We start from the raw sequence: 17235 nt of genomic DNA on the forward strand, positions 1-17235 counted from the left end.
CGACGGGCAGCGCTGGTAAGGTGGAGTCACCCCCTCACCGCCGGGGCCCGCGCAAGGGTCTCCTGCCCACGGAGGTGAGCGCGTCATGGTGTTCGACCAGACAGATCTACGCGAGCTGGCGGCCTTCAGCGACGAGGTCGGTGTGCTGTCGCTCTACACCACGATGGAGCCGGGCACACAGGCCGGACGGACCCGGCTGCGCAACGAGATCGCCGCGCTGCGCCAGGAGCTGGCCGCAGGCCCCGACCAGGAACGGGCCAGGCTCGTAGACCTCCGCCTCGACCTGCTGGAGCCGCAGATCACCGAGCTGCTCGACCCGGCCGGTCCCGGTCTCGGGCGTGCCCTGTTCGCGCAGGTGGCCGGTGACGAGGTACGTACCGAGTGGGTTCAGCTCCCGGTGGGTGACCTCGCCGTCCTCAAGGAGCACGCTTATCTGCTGCCGCTCGTCACCGCCGTACAGGCCGACAAGCCCGCCGGGGTGGTCAGGGTGGGGCGTGACGGCGTGCGGCTGTTCGACTGCCGGTACGGCCTGGCCGACGAGGTGGAGCCGGTCATCTTCAACCTGGCGACCGCGGACTGGTCCAGAGAGGGGTCGGCGACGCTGCCCGGGCTCTCCCGGCGCGGCATCCACCCCGACCGCTTCGACCAGCGCGTCGAGGAGCACCTGACCAAGTTCCTGCGCGAGTCGGCCCCGCACGTGGCAGGGCAGGCCCGGCGGCTGGGCTGGGAGACGCTGCTGCTGGTGGGCGACCCCCGCGACACCTCCGTGCTGGGCGAGGCGCTGCCGGCGGACAGGGAGATCGTCCAGGTGGACGCCGTGCTCGATCCCGCCCTGTCGCCGTCGGAGGTGCTGGAGTTCGTCCGCCCTACTCTCGACGAGGTGCGGGCCAGGCGTGACGCCGCCCTGGCCGTACGCGCCCGGGACCTGGCCCTGTCGGGCGGTAATGGCGCGGTCGGCCTCGACGACATCCTCTCCCTGCTGCGGCAGGGCCGGGTCGAGCACCTGCTGCTCGACGAGACGGGCCTGCAGAACGCCGAGCCCACGGTCCTCACCCCCGAGGAGCTGGAGGAGGAGATGATCGAGCTCACCTTCGAGCACGGAGGCGACGTCACCGTGCTGGAGACCGGAGCGGCGAGGGAGCTCGCCGAGGCGGGCGGAGTGGCCGCCATGCTGCGCTGGTAAGCGCGGCGGCGCCGCTGCCCACCGCGTAGATGAGGTAGTCGTATGAGACTGTGCCGCCGCCCGCCAGCGACACGCGGCGCTCGGCAGCGTCGATCCGGGTCGCGGCGTCGACCACCAGCCGGACGTCCCCGCCCAGAACCTCACCGAAGCCCTCGACCGCGTCATCGGAGCCGGTCACGAGCTGGTGCAGGCGGATCCGCTCGACGAAGTCGGGACGTCGATTGACCAGGGTCACCGACACGCCATCGCGCCGGGCCAGGCGATTGGCCGCCATCACGCCCCCGTACCCGCCGCCGACCACGACCACCTCGACGTTCCCGTTCATCATGTCTCCCTCGTGTTGTGTACTCGGTATGGAGACACCAGCCGCGCATCCGGTGTAACGGCCCGCGGATGAGACGTAGCGCACATCGGACGCGGCGGGAACGCCGCCCCTTCCGCCGTGAGTGCGTGGCGCGGCCCTGACGAGGTCGGGCAGGGGCAACGACGCGACGCTGGGACGGATACACGTACTTCCAGAAGGACCCGAGCCAGAGGCTTGATTGGTTCGGCACCTACATGAAGTCGTGGCGGCGCGGGGGATCCACCGGCCCGCTTGCTCCGGCAAAAGGCTCACTTGTGAGAGCCCCCGCTTCATCGATGGATATCTGGGGTAGTCAAGCGAACTGGCTGGTCAGCCGCTTGAAGGTCGTTAAGGCACGTCATGCAAGTAAGCCGGCCGCGGCAGATTTCCCGTCCGGCATCCAACGAACGATGACAGTGGCGGCAGCAAGGCTGTCATGCGTATTTCTGTGCCGGGCTGGATCGAGGGAGGCGACAGCGGGATGGGCCCCGGGACGGTGGTTCACCGAGGGGGGAACATCTCCTGCCCGGGGCTCAGGAGGTGTCGCGGATCGAAGCGGTCCTTCGCATCCAAGACTGCCGGCCACGCCGGGCCGAAGTGGTCTTTCCAGTCGGCCTGCGTGAGCGCGACGGCGCTGACGGGGTAGCTGCGACCGCCGGCGGCCCGGACGCGGTCGTACACCACGCGGTTGGCTTCGACCAGGTCGTTGGCCAGGGAGGGATCGTTCTTCGGGAAGCGTACGAGGTTGACGAGGAAGGCGACGTCCTCCTCTGGGAGACGCAGCAGAGGCGTGCGAGCGTGGGCTGGCAGGAACGGGTAGATCAGAATACGCCCGTATTCGCCCAGCTCCAGCGGATCCAACGTGCGGAGGAGTTCGACGATTACGGCGTCCGTGGTCGAGTCCGGGAGGAAGGAATTCAGCCAGGGGTGAGGATGGCGCCACGCGCCGGTCGAACGCAGCTGGTTCTCCAACTGGCTCAGCCTCCGGAACAGGTCGAGATACGGCATGTCGGCGCTCTCAGCCTGGGCTCGGTCGTCGGACAGGCCGGCCGGAACACCGCGATCGCCGGGGAGCCCGACCGCCACCTCGATCACGTGCTGCCAGCCGGACGAGTGAGGCCGGATCGCGCCCTCGAGGTAGTCGATCCCGTCCATGGTCAGCAGACGTCGCTGGTCAGCGGTCAGGGTAAGGGCATCCCGGTAGGTGAGGGTGTGCAGGCGGATCTGCTCCGGCGCCGGGACGAGGGGCAACACGGCCCGGGTGATGATGCCGAACTGGCCGAGCCCGGCGCGCACGGCGTCAAAGAGCTCCGGGTGCCGCATCGTCGAGCAGGTGACGAGGTCTCCGCTGCCGGTGACGACTTCGAGCTCGATGACGTTGCAGCTTTGGAAGCCCCGACGGAAGGTCATGCCGCCGATGCCGCCTGCGGAGATCGTCCCGCCGACCGACAGGCCGAGGTAGTCGGTGAGCACGGGTGGGGTGAGCCGGTGCGGGAGCGTGGCGTCGAGCACGGACTGCCAGGTCGCCCCGGCGTCGACGACCACTCGATCGGGCTCCACCGCGCGTACGGCGCCGAGGCTGCTCATGTCAACCACGAGGCCGCCCTCCACCTGCGCGCGGCCGTACACGGAGTGACCCTGTCCCCGCGCGGCCAGCGGCATCCGGTGCCGGGCCGCCCACCTCACCGCCGTGGCCACGTCGTGAGCCGATCCCGGCCGGAGAACGGCCAACGGCCGCCTGCTGATGAGGTGCCCGAAGTCCTCCGCCGCTGTGGCGAGTGCCTCCGGCGCGGCATCGAGGCTGCCCGCCACTGCCGGGAAACCGGCCAGCATGCCGGCGTGTCTCGGCTCCCCTTGCATCTCCATCCTCCGGTCGGTCGGGTGCACGTACCTACACCACGGTATGGACCCGATCTGGGGGCGTCTTGAAGGGAATTAACCTGCGGTCTCTGAGCCGGTCAGAGGTCTAGTACGAACTCGTCCTGAACCCGGTGCACTCGATCGGCGGGAAGAGCGGCATCGAGGAAGCCGGTGGGTGTGGTTCCGGCGAACTCTCGGAAGTCGCGGACCAGATGCGCTTGATCGGCGTAGCCGCAGTCCGCCGCAATGCGCTCCCAGCGCGGCAGCGGGGACTCGTCCAGGTAGGAGAGCAGCCGGTTGAACCTGATCAGGCGGGCGACCGTCTTCGGTGGCAGGCCGACCTGTTGCCGAAACTTGTCGATCAGATGCTTGTTGCTCCAGCCGACCTCGGCGGCGATGGCCCTGATGGGGATAGTGCCGCTGGTGGCAAGCAGCCGCTGCCACGCCCACGCCACGGCCGACGCCGGCCGTGGCCCGCTCGCGGTCCGGTGCAAGAGGTGTTCGTCGATGAGCCGGAAGCGGTGAGCCCAATCCGGCGCGGCGCGTACCTTCTCCACCAGGCGGTCGCTGTCCGGGCCGAGCAGATCCCTCAGGTCCACGATGCTTGCGTTGAACTCGTGTACTGGCACGCCCAGCAGGACATACGCGCCGATCGGTGCCAGTCGGACCTCTAGGTAGGAGGGTGCACAAGCGCCCTGGATCGTGGCGCACGAATCATGGGCGCCGTGGACGAACGCGGGGGGCCGGTGAGCGGAATCCTGGATTTTGAGGATCAGCGACACCGATGTGGTCGCGGGGCGTCGCAGGCGATCTGACTGGTCGGCGTCCGCGCTGTATCCGGAGTATGCGCGAGCGAGGAGAGGGCGAAGGGCCGGATGTGGCGCACCGGCGGCCTGCGGCGGCCGTGCTTGCTCGAAATCTGCAACTATCCGGGTAGACATGGCTTCTTATCCGATAAATGCAGGCAGTTAAATGCAGGGCCTGACTCTTTGCCTACTTGAACCTCTGGTCAATGGTATGGCTTGGCCTCATCTGAACCGCTGCGTGCCCCGCACCAACTGCCACGTGCGCACCGACGACTACGTGCGGATTGCGGTCTCGTAAACCAAGATCTACAGTCCGTTGCTCTCCCCGCTCCCCGCCGCCGATCAGCCCCAAGCGCCACCGACCTCCGAACGCGTCAGCTTGACTGGGCGCAGAGGGTGGTGTCGAGGGCGGCGAAAAGATGTTGGTCGCTCTTGGGGGTGCCCGTGACGTAGACGGTGGCGGCCTTGCCGGTGCGGTTGCGGCCGCTGAGCACGCGAAGGCCCGGGAGGCCGCCGTCGTGCATCCAGGCGGGCCCGCAGCTCAGCGGGTAGGTGTAGACGCCGAGGCCGTAGCGGCTGCCCTTGGGGTCGTACGCGGGGACCGCGCCGGCGAGCATCGTGCGCAGCGTCCGTTCGGAGATCGACTGCCAGAAGCGGTTCAGGTTCTCTGGAGTGGAGATCAGGCCGCCGCCCGCGCCGAACACATAGCCTGGCAGTTCGGTCAGGTCTGTATCCCCAGCCTTCGGGTTGACCGGGCTGACGCCGTAGGTGTGGGCGTGCTTGCCGCGGATGCCCAGCTCGCCATTCTTTGGCCAGTACGTGCCGCGTAGCCCCTTCAGCACGCCGTCCTCGGTGACCTCGCGGAAGTCCTTGCCCGTCACCTTCTCGATGAGCATGCCTGCAACCAGGTAGTTGGTGTTGGAGTAGAACCACCGCGCGCCCGGCTTGCCGACGGGCGCGCGGGTCAGAGCGAGCGCGAGGTGGTCGGCGGGGGTGGCGGGCTTGGAGAAGTCGATCAGATCGACATATTCGGGCAGGCCGCTGGTGTGCTGCAGGAGTTGGCGGACGGTGACCCGCCTGCCGTTCAGCGCCCCTGGCAGGTAATGCTCGACCTGCTCGGCCAGGTTCACCTTGCCCTCGGCGGCCAGGCGCGTCACCGTAGCCCCGATGACGGACTTGGTGACGCTGGCCGCGCGGAATCGGCCGTCGGCGCCGACCATCGGCTTGCCGGTGCCGCGCTGAGCGGTGCCCGAGGTCCATGTGGTGGTGCGGCCGTTCCTGTCACGCACCGAGAGCACGGCTCCGGCCAGGCCGTCCTCCTTGGTCAGCCGGTCCACCTGCGCCTGGACGCTCCGGTCGGCGGTGACGGTGGCGGCGATAGTGGGCGATGCGGTGCCGAGCAGGACGACGGCAGCGGCTGCGGTGGCAAGGTACTTACGCATCTCGGGAGATCTCCTTGTGTTCGGGTGATGTCCTCATCCTTGGATCTCCGGCCACCAAGATCAGTCATGCCGTCCGGTTTCTTGGGGTGGGGCCAGCACTACCGCCGCCGGAGGATGACGTCCTCGCTGCAGTCGGTCTTCGCCCCCACTCCCACAACCCAGACGTGCACTGCGCGGGCTGAACCGCCTAGACCTCCTCGGGGAGAGTGAGCATCTTGTTGAGGATCGGGACCAGCTGCGCCTCCTCGTAGTCCAGGTGGGCCTCCAGTTCGATGGCGAGCCGGTCGAGCTCCTCGCCGATCCCCGTGCCGCCGTGGTCGAGGAGCCGCCTGATCCGTTCCACGAGCCGGGCCACCACCCGATGCTCCGAGCGGAGCCGGGTCAGGGTCTCGGCCAGTTCCGGGTGCTCGGTTCCCAGATGGGGGAAAAGCGCGTTGTCCTCGCCCTCGTGGTGGGCGTGGAGGGCGTCGCAGAACGTCAGGCAATGCGTACGCAAGTCCGCCGCGCCCGCCCGCGACGACCGGAGGTCAGCCAGATCCCTGCGGAAGCCGTCGTGCAGTTTGATCAGCTCGTCACCCCAGGCGACGATGCGCTGTTCGTCCGTCATGCCAGTTCCTTTCGCGAGAGATTTCCGTAGACGGCGGCGAAGAGGGCCGCCAGCAGGGCCGCCAGCAGGGCCGCCCCGGCCGCGACGCCGAAGGTCCACCCGGCGCCCCCGCTCGACAGCACCGCCGCCCCCACCGCCCCGGCCACGCTGCTGCCCACGACTCTGACCAGCGCGTTCACCCCGCCGGCCGCGGCGGTCTTGGCGGGCTCCACGTGCTCGACGGCCATCGTCCCGAGCGCCGCGTAGCCGAGGCCGACCCCCAGCCCCAGCAGCGTCGCGGCCCCGTACAGGTCAGCGCCCGAGGACCTGGACACCGCCAGCCACACAGCGGCGGCCGTCACCAGGGCAGAGCCGCCCGCCACGAGCGCGGACGCGGTGAAGCGGCGCATCAGGGGGCCCGCGAGCACGGATACCACGAGCATCAGCATCGTCGTCGGCAGCAGGTAGACCCCAACCTGCAGCACTGAGGCCCCGAGCGCGCCCTGGGCCACCGCCGACACGGTCGTGATGGCGGCGAACAGGGCGAACCCCAGCAGGAACGATGCCACCGTCGCCCCCACCGTCCCCCGGTGCAGCAGCATGGGGATTTCGATCAGCGGCGACGCGGTACGGCGAGCGGTCGCGACCCACACCGCCGCCACCGCCACCGCCACCACGAACAGGCCCAGCGTCAGCGGCGAGGTCCAGCCCCAGGCCGCGCCCTTGCTGATGGCCAGCAGCAGGCAGACGAGCCACACCGTGACCAGCGCCGCCCCGGCCAGGTCAGGCCGTCCTGATCCGCGCGCGGGCGCCTCCCGCACTACGGCCGCCACCAGGACGAAGCTCAGCGCGGCCAGCCCGGCCAGTGCCCAGAACACCGTCCGGTGGTTCCCGTCCAGCAGCCCGGCGAAGATCATGCCGCCGCCGCTCCCCACGCCGATGGTGGCGCTGAGCACCCCGATCGCGCTTGGCAGCCGGTTGCCGGGCACCATCTGCCTGACCAGGCCCATGGCCAGCGGGAGCAGCGGCGCGGCCGTTCCCTGCAACACCCGACCGGCGATGAGCAACGGCAGCGTGCCCGCCACGGCGCTGAGCGCCGACCCGGTGATGAGCAGTCCGAGCGCGACCAGCGACACCGTGCGCTGGCCGTACATGTCGCCGAGCCGTGCCAGCAGCGGGATCGAGACCGCGCCTGAAAGCAGCCCGGCGGTGAGCGTCCACGAGACGGTGGTGGGCGGGGCGTGGAGTTGCCGTTCGAGGCCTGGCAGCAGTGGCACGACGACGGTCATCTGGAGGGTCCCCACGGCCACCGCGAACGCGAGCACCGCTACGGCCCATGAATTTTTATACACGTATAGAAAGTATCATGACAGGATGCCCACACGCACAGGAAGACCGCCCAAGATCTCTCGGGCGGACATCGTGGCCGCCGCTCTCCGAGTGATCGAGGAAGGCGGGGTGGGCGTGCTCACCATGCGCAGGCTGGCCAGGGAGGTCGGCAGCACGGCGATGGCGATCTACCACCACGTGCGCGACAAGGAGGAACTGCTCCTCCTGCTACTCGACGACTACGTTGCCGGAATCACGCGGCCCGAGCTGCCGGAGGAGCCGCGCGAGCGCATGGTGGCCGCCGCCATGGCCATGCATGAGGCGGTGTCCGGGTGTCCATGGGCCGTGGACGTGCTCAGGGCCGACGACCTGATGTCGGTGAGGGCACTGTGGTATCCGGAGCGAATCGTCGACGCCGCTATATGTGCAGGGCTGACGATGGAGGAGGCCGTGGACGCGTACCGGATCATCTGGCACTACACGGCGGGCGAGATCGGCGGCCGGGCGGCGGCGCGGAGGCGGCGGGAGGAGGGCGGGAGCACCCATCGAGAGCGGGTGTTCGCCGAGCTGGACGCTGAGGAGTTCCCCCGGCTGAGCGAGGTGGCCGCGCGATGGGAGGAGCTGACCGCCCGCGACACCTACGCCAAGGGTGTGCGCGCCCTCGTGAACGGGCTTCTCCCGTAAAGCGTCGCCGCCAGGGGGCGTGCTTTGCTGGAGAACATCAGCGCCGACCGTGGCACGCGCGGTCCGACGACTCCGGCGGAACCCCGCTTCTGGGCTGACCAGGTAGGAAGCGGTATGTGCGATGTCCGGCTGCCACGCTGGGCGAGCGCCCGCCGATCCGGCGCCTCCACCTTGCGCAGCGGGAACCTGAACGACGGTTGCGGGGGTATGGCGGCGGTGATGTCGATGAGATTTAGTCCGGCGACTCCTCGTCAGCCGGGATGGTGAAGAGGCGGATGTGCACGGGGCGGGCGTCCGAAGGAGCGTCCTCCGGGCGGTGCCGGGTGTACCGGAGGAGCAGGGCGACGTACTCGTCGTGGAAGGCGTTCAGCTCCTCTTTCGTCATGTGGGCCAGCCCTCTCGAGCCCTTCGTCCAGTCCGGGTCGGCGCGATAGGCGGCGGGGAAGCGGTCCATCAAGGCACGGTCGTCCTCGTAGCCGATCCGGTGGAACTCCATCAGGACCGCGCGGTCTTCGGGGGCGAGCTGGTCGGGGTGGGGGGCGCGCAGGTCGCGCGGGCCCGAGGCGCGGCGCCACCAGCGTTCCCGGCCTGAGGAGCGTTCGGGGATCTCCTCGATGAAGCCGTACTTCTCCAGCTGGCGCAGGTGGTAGCTGGTGGTACCGGTCTTCGCGCCGAGCAGTTCGCCGAGGGTGGTCGAGGTGGCGGAGCCGTGGATGTTGAGGTGGGTCAGCATGCGGCGGCGCATTGGGTGGGCCAGGGCCTTGAGTCGGCCGGGGTCGCTGAGCATGAACGGCTTGTCGAGGTCCTGCGCCTCGTGCGTCGTCTCCTCATCCTCCATGAGGAGCAGGCTAGTACTCGAGAACGATATCTGCAGACATTGCTTTGCCGATGTTTCTCTGCAGACTAGTCTCTGTCATATGCGAAAGATCTTTGCGGCCGTCGCGATGGCCGCCACGGTGTTAGGGGCCCTCCCGTCGGCCGCGGGAGCGAGAGCCTATGATCCAGGCCTGCCCGGCCTGCCCGCAGACCTGGTGGCGCAGGATGTGAGCTTCCGCGGCAGCGGCGGGTTGGACCTGCGGGGTAGCGTGATCAGCCCCGCGAACGCCCGGCCCGGGCGGGCCGGGCTCGTCCTGGTCCACGGCGCCGGGGCCGGGACACCCAGGGAGAAGCTGCTGGCCGAGGCCGTGGCCTTCGCCCGGCAGGGGTTGTCGGTGCTGGTCCACGACAAGCGCTCGGAAGGGTACTCGCTGTTCACGAGGTCCTACTCGCAGTTGGCGGACGACACTCTGGCAGCAGTGGAACTGCTGAGGAAGCAGCCGGGAGTCGATCCCGGAAAGGTCGGTGTCTGGGGGCTCAGCGAGGGAGGATGGGTGGCGCCGCTCGCGGCCAGCCGCTCCAAGGACATCGCGTTCGTGGTGGTCGTGGGGGCCAACTCCCTGCAACCGTTGCGCCAGCAGGCCTGGGCGGTGGCCGCCGGGCTGCGGAAGGCAGGCGTGGAGGGGTCGCTCGTGGAGCGAACCGAGCCGACCCTGTATCGGGCGATCGCCGCCGGTGGGATGTTCCCCGAGCCGTACTACGACGCTGAGGCGGTTCTCATGCGGGTACGACAGCCGGTGCTGGCCATCTGGGGGGTGCATGACTTGCTGACCCCGCCCAGGGAAACGCCGCCGGTGTTCGCCGCGGCGCTGGAAAGGGGCGGCAACAAGACGTACACGCTCCGGTTCTTCGCCGATGCCGATCACGCGGCCCATCGGACGCCGGACGGCGGAGTGACGCGGTTGCCCGAACTCGCTCCCGGATACGCGGAGCTGGTCGGGAGCTGGGTGGGCGAGGCGACGTCCGGGAGTGCTCCCGTGGCGCGGATCTCCGGGCCCGCGCCCGTCCAGGCGGACGACTCCGTGGGGGTGCCGCCGGCCGAGTGGTGGGAGTCGGCGCTGGTCCAGGCCGTGGCGCTGGTGATGCTTGTGGTGGCGTTCGGCGGATATCCGGTGGTCGCCCTCGTTCGGCGGGTCCGGGGACGGCGGGACGTGGAGGTGGTCAAGGCGGCCCGTACTGCCTGCGCCGCCGGGCTCGCCGTCGTCGCCGGGGCGTTCTCGTACGTGTTCTACGTGGTCATGACGGGCGGGAAGCTGGCCGCGCCCGGGCCGCTGGCGGCGGGACGGCCGGTGGTGTGGCTCGCGCTGCAGGCACTCGCCGTGCTCACCGTGGTGGCGGCCGTCATGACAGGGGTGCGGTGGCGGCGGATCGCCGCTACGGGCGAGAGGGTACGCCTGGGGCTCGTGGTCGCCGGTGGCGCGGTGTTCCTGCTGTGGGCGCTGTACTGGGGACTGCTGCTTCCTTGACGTGCTCCTCCCCATGAATGGAGAGGATTCTCATGGCCGCTACGCCGCCACCCCGTGCGGGGTGGTGCGGGTAGTCCCGCCATGAGGTGCTTGACGCTTCACCGGCCCCAATACCGCAGGGCCTCCACGCCCGGTGACCGCCCGTCCGGCGGCTGAGTTGTACCGATGCAGCTGGGTGCGGGCGGCGTTGACGTCGGCGTTGCCGATCCACCCGCATGCGGTGTTGTTGCACACGAACCGGGACTGACTCTCGCGGGAGCCTTCGATGATCGTGTGGCAGGCGTGGCATTCCTGGCTGGTGCCCGGCGCCGGGACGAGGACGACCTTGCCGCCCCTGTCGGTGGCCTTGTAGGTGAGGAACTCGGCGGTGCGCGCCCATGCCTGTCCGGCGATGGCCCGGTTCAGGCTGCGTTTTTGGGCGACGTTCGTGCCCGGCTGTTCGATGGTGCCGGAGGCGGAGGCCATCATGTTCGTGACCTTGAGGTCTTCCAGCACAATGACGGAGAACCGGTCGGTGAGCTCGGCGGTGGTTCGGTGCTGCCAGTCGATGGCCCGGCGTTTGGCTTTCGCGCGCAGGCGGGCGATCTGGTCGTAGGTGTGCTTCAGCCGGTTACTGGTGGGCCGGCCGGGTTTGGCCGCTCGTTTCTGGCGGGCGGCTTTGCGTTCCAGGCGGAGCAGCCGCTGCTGTTCCCCGCCGGTCAGCCATTCTTTACGGTGGAAGATCTTCTCTCCGGTGGACAGCGCCAACGGCACGGCGATGCCCCGGTCGATCGCGGTGTGCGGCCCCGTGTGCGGGGCGGGCACCGGCTGCTCGGTCTGGATCCGGAACACGATGTGCCACCCGCCTGCCTCCTTCACCAGCCGCGCCCCGGTGATCCTCCCATCCGGGCCGCCCTTCGTGACCCCCGGCAGGTCCTTGGTCCACCGGAAGCGGACCCGGCCGAGTTTGGGGATATTGACCGCGCCCCACCGCCGGGTGATCCGGGTGACGTTCAGGTCCCGCCCCTGGGGGACATCGACGGCCATCCGGGAGCGGAACCGGCTCTTGAACGTGGGGCGCCCGGCCGGGTGATCGGGGTTGAAGAAGTTCGCCCACGCCTGCCGGTAGGTCTTCAGCACGGCCTGCGCCGCCTGGGCGGGCAGATCCTTGAGCCAGTCGATCTCCTTGCGGGCGGCCCGGATGGCCTCGTCGCACTGGGCGAGGGAGGCGAACCGGCCCTGCCGGAAGGTGAAGAACTCGTGCAGCAGGTTCCACAGCGTGCGCGCGTTATGCGCCTGACCGTCCAACACGGCGCTCTGCCGCTGGTCCAACTCCAGGCGGGCGACATGAGCACGGTTGCGTTTCTCCAGCCCCACGCGGCTCATTCTATCGTTTGGTGTATGTCACCGCGATGGGAACCGAACCCCGACATCAGAACCGGACGTCACTGCGTCAACGACCTGACGGCACATTTGGTGTTTGTCACGAAATATCGGCGGGACGCCTTCACCGGCCCGATGCTGGAACGCTGCGGACAGATCATGAAAGAGGTGTGCGAGAAGTTCGACTCCGAGCTGACCGATTTCACCGGCGCACACGACCACGTTCACCTCCTGGTCCGCTACCCGCCCAAGGTCGCTCTGTCCTGCCTCGTCAACTCTCTCAAAGGTGTCTCGGCCCGCTACCTGCGCCAGGAATACGGCGCTCACGTCCGCACACACCTATGGGGCGGGCACTTCTGGTCCCGCTCCTACTACGCAGGCTCGACGGGCGACGCGAGCCTCGCCATCGTCCGCACCTACCTCCAGTCCCAGGACCAGCCTCAGAAATGAGACAAGACCAGACGTGGTCACGACCGGTTCCAAAGCGCGGGTCAGGGCACGCTCAGGCCCTTGGGGGCCTTCCCGCGCGGGCCTACACCTCCCGCCTGAAGGCGGGAGCACTGGCCCGCACCTCGGTAGAGCGAGTAGTCGGCCGGTCGCTTGCGCTCGAACTCGATGCTCACGTGGCCGACCACCTTCCCCCACGCCTCCTTGCCCTTGCACGACGTCTCCTCCAGGCCGCCCACGATGGCTGTCTCGATGCCCCCGAAGATGGACTTTGCGCTTCTCGGTCTTGGGGCGGTCAGGCAACTGCCGCGCTTGTACGCCGGGCGGACCTTCGTGGCGTCCTCACCGGGGCCGACGCAGAGATACGAGCCGTTCCGCTTGAAGGCGTACGACCAGATCCTGCGCTCGCACGCCTTCTTGGTCTTGGTGAAGGAGCGGATCTTACCGGGGCCGTGGGTGTCGTAGCAGGCCCGTTCCTGGACGTCGCCGTCCTCGATGAGCGTGCAGTCGCCGACGCGTAGGACGCCGCCGCCCTTGCCGGCGTCACCCGGGTGCGGGCCGACGCGGTCGCGCAGGCAGGCCGTCTGGGAGCCCGCCGGGGTGTCCAGCCACCCGTCGGAGTCGCGCGGGCACTTCACGTCCCCCTGGGCTCGCGCCACGATGCGGATGATCCGCCCCCCGGCCGCCGCCGCAGAGCAGGCGACCAGTGTCGGGACCTGGGCGTCCAGCTTGGGCACCCGTACATCCTGGCACTGGCCCTGCGCTCAGGCACTTGGCTGGCTGGGGGAGGGTGGCGGGCTCGGCTGGGAGGGGGCCGCCGTCGCCCTCGGGGCGTCGGCGTCCCCGGTGTCAGAGTGCCCCGGGCCCCATCGGCGCTGCACGACGTGCCGTCGGCGGACTCGTACCCAGTGAGGGTGTCGCCGGCGCGGGTCAGCCGCAGCCAGCGCGGCGATTGCTGGGAGACGCCGCCCGGCCGGCCATGTCGTGGGTGAAGTTGTGCTGCATCCGCACCCCGTGCTCGCCGGTCATCATCACCGCCGCGTAGGCAGAGCCCTGCTTGGTGCTCTCCTTGATCATGATTCCGGCCTTCGCCCACGGCACGAGCCCGGCGATCTCGTTCCGCACCCATGGGGTGACGTCGGGCTTGAAGTCCGCACAACGCTTCGCCGCCCTCATGGGTAGTGCCGTCCTGAGCCGGTCGGCTGTCACCATCTTGACCACGGCGCCCGCCGCCGCAGGCACATGCTGGGATAAGCCAACCCAGTACACCTCTGGGGGCAGGCTGGCCTAGCAGAAGCGGGTGACCTTTAACACCGGCCAGCGTCGCTACAACCACTCGGTATACGTCGACTTGGACAGGCTCTGCTGATTCTGTCCAGGCCGCTCTCCCGGATTCCCAGAGGGAAAGTGGAATCCGGGGCTTGGTGTCAACAGCGCGCCAAGCGTGGTTCTGGCACCCATTCCGGAATGCGTGCCCCGGAAGGTCACAGCCATCCCTTCTCCGTGGCCAGCCGTACGGCTTCCGCCCGGGTCCGCGCGCCGGTCTTGCCCATGGCGGAGGACAAGTGGTTACGCACCGTCCCCTCGGACAAGTGCAGGCGCCGCGCGATGTCGGCAACCGTGGCGGCGTTCATGACCTCGAGTTCGCGGGCGGTGAGTGGGCTGATGCCGCTGCTCAGCGATACGGCGGCCAGGTCGGGGTCTACGACGCGCAACCCGGCGTGCACCTTGCGCACGGCCTCGGCCAGGTGCTCGGGCTTGGTGTCCTTGACGACGAAGCCGGCCGCTCCGGCGGCCATCGCACGGGCCAGGTAACCGGGCCGGCCGAAGGTGGTCAGCATGATCACCCGGCAGTCCAGGCCGCGCAGTGCGGCGGCGGCCGCGAGGCCATCACCGCCCGGCATCTGGATGTCCAGCAGGACGACGTCGGGCCGGGCCGCGCGGGCGGCGTCGATCGCCTCGGACGCGGTGCCTGCCTGGCCGACCACCTCGATGTCGCGCTCCAGGCCGAGCAGGGCCGCCAGGGCGCCGCGCACGAGGGCCTGGTCGTCGACGAGCAGCACCCTGATCATCGCGGGCACTCGACGCGCAGGCGGTAGCCGCCGCCGGGCAGGGCGCCCGCCTCCAGGGTGCCTCCGACGTCACGCAGCCGCCTGGTCAGCCCGGCCAGCCCGTGCCCTGTGCCGTTGGCATCGCCGATGCCGTCGTCGGTGATGTCGATGAAGGCGGGGCCGAGTCGCACCTGGCAGCGGCTGGCCCGGCTGTGCTTGACCACGTTGGTCACCCCTTCGCGCAGGACGTAGGCGAAGACGCTTCGGTAACGGTCGGCCATCTGATCGGCCGCTGCCGGGAGGTCGGCCTGGATGCCTGCCGCGTTCAGCGCCGCGGCGGCATCGGCGAGCGCGGTCTCCATCGACAGCTGGTGCGTGGCGGCGACGGCTGCCCGTACGTCGGTGAGTGCCTGCCTGCCCAGCCCTTCGATGTCGGCCACCTCGGCGTGGATCTGCTCGTTGCCGTCGCCTTCCAGCAGGCGCCTGGCCAGGCCCGCTTTGACGGTGATCGTGGTCAGGGTGGAGCCGATCACATCGTGGAGGTCTCTGGACATGCGCTCGCGGTCTCGCAGTACGGCCAGTTCGGCGATGGTGGCGTTGGCATCGGCCAGCGCCCGGTTGGCGCGCCAGAGTCCGGCCAGCGCGACCGAGGAGAGCACGACGAGAAGGAAGATCATCGTGGTGCCGCGTCCGTCGGACTGGGACATGACCCCGGTCGCGATCGACGCCACGATGGCCGCCGTGGCCAAGCCGAACGCGACCGTCCACGGCAGCATGAAGCCGAAGATGGCCAGCGTGTAGCTGAGGTTCCACACGTGCTGGCCGTACATCAGGACCAGGGGAGCAGAAGCCGCGGCGGCGAGCACGCACAGCCCCACACGCCACATGAGGGGCCTGCCGATGGCCACGCCGACGCCGACCACGTAGCACGCGATGTAGACCGCGATCAGCAGCGTGTGGACGATCTCGCCCAGCCACAGTGCCTTGGCCAGGTCGAGCCAAGGGGCGGTGAACAGCAGAGCGAAGATCCACCACGTTCTGGGGTGACGAAACGGCCAACTCATCGTCAACGGCCGAAGGGGCGGGGGAGTGGACATCGGGTGAAAGCGTAGCTCCTATGCACCGCTCAGATTCGAGCGGCCTGTCGCCGGTGAAGGGCGATCACCGCGGCGCCCACGACCACGAGCCACGCGACCATCACGGCGACGCCCAGTGGCTGGAACGGTGCGCCGCTGAGCTGGATCCTGGCGTTCTCGGCCAGCCAGTAACTGGGCAGAACCTTGGCCAGGTCCGCCATGAAGGCGGGCAGTGCCTCGACGGGGATCCACAGGCCGCCGAGCATGGCCATCGGCAGGTAGACGGCCACGCCGGCGCCGCCGGCCTCGTCGGGCTTGACCGCCAGCCCGATGGCCAGGCCGATGACGCCGTACGGCAGAGCCCCTGGCCAGGTGGCGGCGATGAGCGCGAGCCACTGCCCGGCGGGCAGCTCGACGCCTTTGATCACCAGTCCGGCGAGGAAGACCAGCGCGATCGCGGGCAGCGCCATCGTCATCGCCACGACCACCTTGGCGGTCACGTACCCCCAGCCGGGTAGTGGTGTGAGCCGCAGCTGCCTGTTCCACCCGGCCAGCCGCTCCTGGCCGACCCTGGTGCCGACCGCGATCGACACTGAGATCGCGGCGAACGCCGCCATGCTCACCATCATGTAGCGCGGCATGTCCAGGCCGCCGGGGCCCAGCCCGCCGAACACCTCGGACATGACCAGGAAGAACACCACCGGAAAGCCGATGGTGATCGCCAAGAAGGTGACGCTGCGCGCGAGGACCTTCAACTCGGTGACGACAAGGGTGATCATCGGACTTTCTCCTCGGCGGTGAGTACGGCGAAGGCATCCTCAAGCGACATCGGCGTGACCGCGATGTCGCGCGCGGAGGGCACCTCCTGAAGGAGGGCACGCAGCGCGGTGTCGGAGTCGGTGCAGTGCAACTCCACCAGGTCACCGCGCCGCTCGACCGCGCTGACGCCTGGCAGCAGGTCGAAGGGGTGCTCGACGCCGGTCCTGGCGATGATCGTCCTGGTGTCGACGCAGGCGCAGACCTGGGTGACGGAGCCGTCCGCCACGATCGCACCCCGGCGCAGCAGCACGACCCGATCGGCGAAGTCCTGCGCCTCTGCCAGGTAGTGGGTGGCGAACACCACCGTGCGCCCGCCTCCGGCGTACTCCCGCATCGCGGCCCAGAACTCCTGGCGCGCCCGCACGTCCATCGCCACCGTCGGCTCATCCAGCACGAGCAGGTCGGGGTCACAGGCCAGGGCTGCGGCGAACCGGACCCGCTGCTGCTGCCCGCCCGACAGCCCGCCGTACCTGAGCTTGGCGAACGGGGTGACGCCCGCTCGCTCCAGGGCGTCCTCCGGCTCAAGCGGTTTGGGGTACTGCGCGGCGATCACCTTGACGATCTCCCTGGGGGTCATCTCGCCGAGGAAACCGCCTGCTTGGAGCATCGCGCCGACAAGCCCTTCGGCCAGCGCGCGACGTGACGGGCGGCCGAACAGCGCCACCTCACCGGCATCGGGCGTGATCAGCCCGACAAGCATCTCCATCATGGTCGTCTTGCCCGCGCCGTTGGGGCCCAGCAGGGCCACCACCTCACCGGGTGCGACGAGCAGGTCAACATCGCGTACCGCGTGCACCTCACCGAACGTCTTGCGCAAGCCGCGCAGGCTCACTGCCGCTCCCGCTGACACCAGATCTTTCATGACGCCGACTCTCCCGGCTGTGACCCGGGTGTACGTCGCTTGT

The 17235-nt window shown here is 69.3% G+C and carries 18 protein-coding genes; 4 read left to right on the top strand and 14 right to left on the bottom strand.

Annotated features, from left to right (window positions below; all coding sequences use genetic code 11):
• The first annotated feature begins 85 nt into the window (after nt 1–85).
• Entirely contained in the window at nt 86–1183 is a 1098-nt protein-coding gene (locus OHA25_RS23160; RefSeq protein WP_327589587.1) for a VLRF1 family aeRF1-type release factor, read from the top strand.
• Here the strand turns inward: OHA25_RS23160 and OHA25_RS23165 are convergent.
• From OHA25_RS23165 to OHA25_RS23190, 6 genes are all read right to left on the bottom strand, one after another.
• Nucleotides 1110–1511 (bottom strand): FAD-dependent oxidoreductase, encoded by a 402-nt coding sequence (locus OHA25_RS23165; RefSeq protein WP_327589588.1) that lies wholly within the window; start codon nt 1509–1511, stop codon nt 1110–1112. The two genes, OHA25_RS23160 and OHA25_RS23165, sit on opposite strands and share 74 nt — an antisense overlap.
• 516 nt (nt 1512–2027) lie before the next feature.
• Nucleotides 2028–3392 (bottom strand): FAD-binding protein, encoded by a 1365-nt coding sequence (locus OHA25_RS23170; RefSeq protein ID WP_327589589.1) that lies wholly within the window; start codon nt 3390–3392, stop codon nt 2028–2030.
• Between the two features lie 92 nt (nt 3393–3484).
• On the bottom strand, nt 3485–4327 hold the full coding sequence (locus OHA25_RS23175) for a helix-turn-helix domain-containing protein (RefSeq protein WP_327589590.1): 843 nt from the start codon (nt 4325–4327) through the stop codon (nt 3485–3487).
• A 239-nt stretch (nt 4328–4566) separates the two neighbouring features.
• Nucleotides 4567–5634: a serine hydrolase domain-containing protein gene (locus OHA25_RS23180; RefSeq protein ID WP_327589591.1), complete on the bottom strand. Its 1068-nt coding sequence runs from the start codon at nt 5632–5634 to the stop codon at nt 4567–4569.
• A 187-nt stretch (nt 5635–5821) separates the two neighbouring features.
• Nucleotides 5822–6241, bottom strand: coding sequence for a hemerythrin domain-containing protein (locus tag OHA25_RS23185; protein WP_327589592.1), 420 nt, complete (start codon nt 6239–6241; stop codon nt 5822–5824).
• A complete protein-coding gene (locus OHA25_RS23190) occupies nt 6238–7572 on the bottom strand; it encodes an MFS transporter (protein ID WP_327589593.1) in 1335 nt (444 codons plus the stop codon). The genes OHA25_RS23185 and OHA25_RS23190 overlap by 4 nt, the downstream gene beginning before the upstream one ends.
• A 22-nt stretch (nt 7573–7594) precedes the next feature.
• Here OHA25_RS23190 and OHA25_RS23195 point away from each other — a divergent pair, with 22 nt between their 5' ends.
• Complete coding sequence (locus OHA25_RS23195) at nt 7595–8233, top strand: TetR/AcrR family transcriptional regulator (RefSeq protein WP_327589594.1); 639 nt, start codon at nt 7595–7597, stop codon at nt 8231–8233.
• A 232-nt stretch (nt 8234–8465) separates the two neighbouring features.
• Here the strand turns inward: OHA25_RS23195 and OHA25_RS23200 are convergent, their stop codons facing one another.
• On the bottom strand, nt 8466–9071 hold the full coding sequence (locus OHA25_RS23200; RefSeq protein WP_327589595.1) for an ArsR/SmtB family transcription factor: 606 nt from the start codon (nt 9069–9071) through the stop codon (nt 8466–8468).
• 79 nt (nt 9072–9150) lie between these two features.
• Here OHA25_RS23200 and OHA25_RS23205 point away from each other — a divergent pair, with 79 nt between their 5' ends.
• On the top strand, nt 9151–10575 hold the full coding sequence (locus OHA25_RS23205; RefSeq protein WP_327589596.1) for an alpha/beta hydrolase: 1425 nt from the start codon (nt 9151–9153) through the stop codon (nt 10573–10575).
• Nucleotides 10576–10614: 39 nt separating this feature from the next.
• On the opposite strand, the gene OHA25_RS23210 is transcribed toward OHA25_RS23205, so the two are convergent.
• On the bottom strand, nt 10615–11931 hold the full coding sequence (locus OHA25_RS23210) for an RNA-guided endonuclease InsQ/TnpB family protein (protein WP_327589597.1): 1317 nt from the start codon (nt 11929–11931) through the stop codon (nt 10615–10617).
• Nucleotides 11932–11955: 24 nt separating this feature from the next.
• Between OHA25_RS23210 and tnpA the strand changes: the two genes are divergently transcribed.
• Nucleotides 11956–12387 carry an IS200/IS605 family transposase gene (gene tnpA / locus OHA25_RS23215; protein WP_327589598.1) on the top strand — a complete coding sequence of 144 codons (432 nt, stop codon included), beginning with the start codon at nt 11956–11958 and terminating at the stop codon, nt 12385–12387.
• A 41-nt stretch (nt 12388–12428) separates the two neighbouring features.
• Here the strand turns inward: tnpA and OHA25_RS23220 are convergent, their stop codons facing one another.
• From OHA25_RS23220 to OHA25_RS23245, 6 genes are all read right to left on the bottom strand, one after another.
• Entirely contained in the window at nt 12429–13121 is a 693-nt protein-coding gene (locus OHA25_RS23220; RefSeq protein WP_327589599.1) for a hypothetical protein, read from the bottom strand.
• 193 nt (nt 13122–13314) lie between these two features.
• Entirely contained in the window at nt 13315–13560 is a 246-nt protein-coding gene (locus OHA25_RS23225) for a hypothetical protein (RefSeq protein ID WP_327589600.1), read from the bottom strand.
• A 308-nt stretch (nt 13561–13868) separates the two neighbouring features.
• Nucleotides 13869–14456: a response regulator transcription factor gene (locus OHA25_RS23230; protein ID WP_327589601.1), complete on the bottom strand. Its 588-nt coding sequence runs from the start codon at nt 14454–14456 to the stop codon at nt 13869–13871.
• Nucleotides 14453–15499 (bottom strand): sensor histidine kinase, encoded by a 1047-nt coding sequence (locus tag OHA25_RS23235; RefSeq protein WP_327589602.1) that lies wholly within the window; start codon nt 15497–15499, stop codon nt 14453–14455. The genes OHA25_RS23230 and OHA25_RS23235 overlap by 4 nt, the downstream gene beginning before the upstream one ends.
• 62 nt (nt 15500–15561) lie before the next feature.
• On the bottom strand, nt 15562–16290 hold the full coding sequence (locus OHA25_RS23240) for an ABC transporter permease (RefSeq protein ID WP_327589603.1): 729 nt from the start codon (nt 16288–16290) through the stop codon (nt 15562–15564).
• On the bottom strand, nt 16287–17192 hold the full coding sequence (locus OHA25_RS23245) for an ABC transporter ATP-binding protein (protein WP_327589604.1): 906 nt from the start codon (nt 17190–17192) through the stop codon (nt 16287–16289). The genes OHA25_RS23240 and OHA25_RS23245 overlap by 4 nt, the downstream gene beginning before the upstream one ends.
• Nucleotides 17193–17235: the final 43 nt, after the last annotated feature.

It is taken from the genome of Nonomuraea sp. NBC_00507 (assembly GCF_036013525.1).
Lineage (GTDB): Bacteria > Actinomycetota > Actinomycetes > Streptosporangiales > Streptosporangiaceae > Nonomuraea.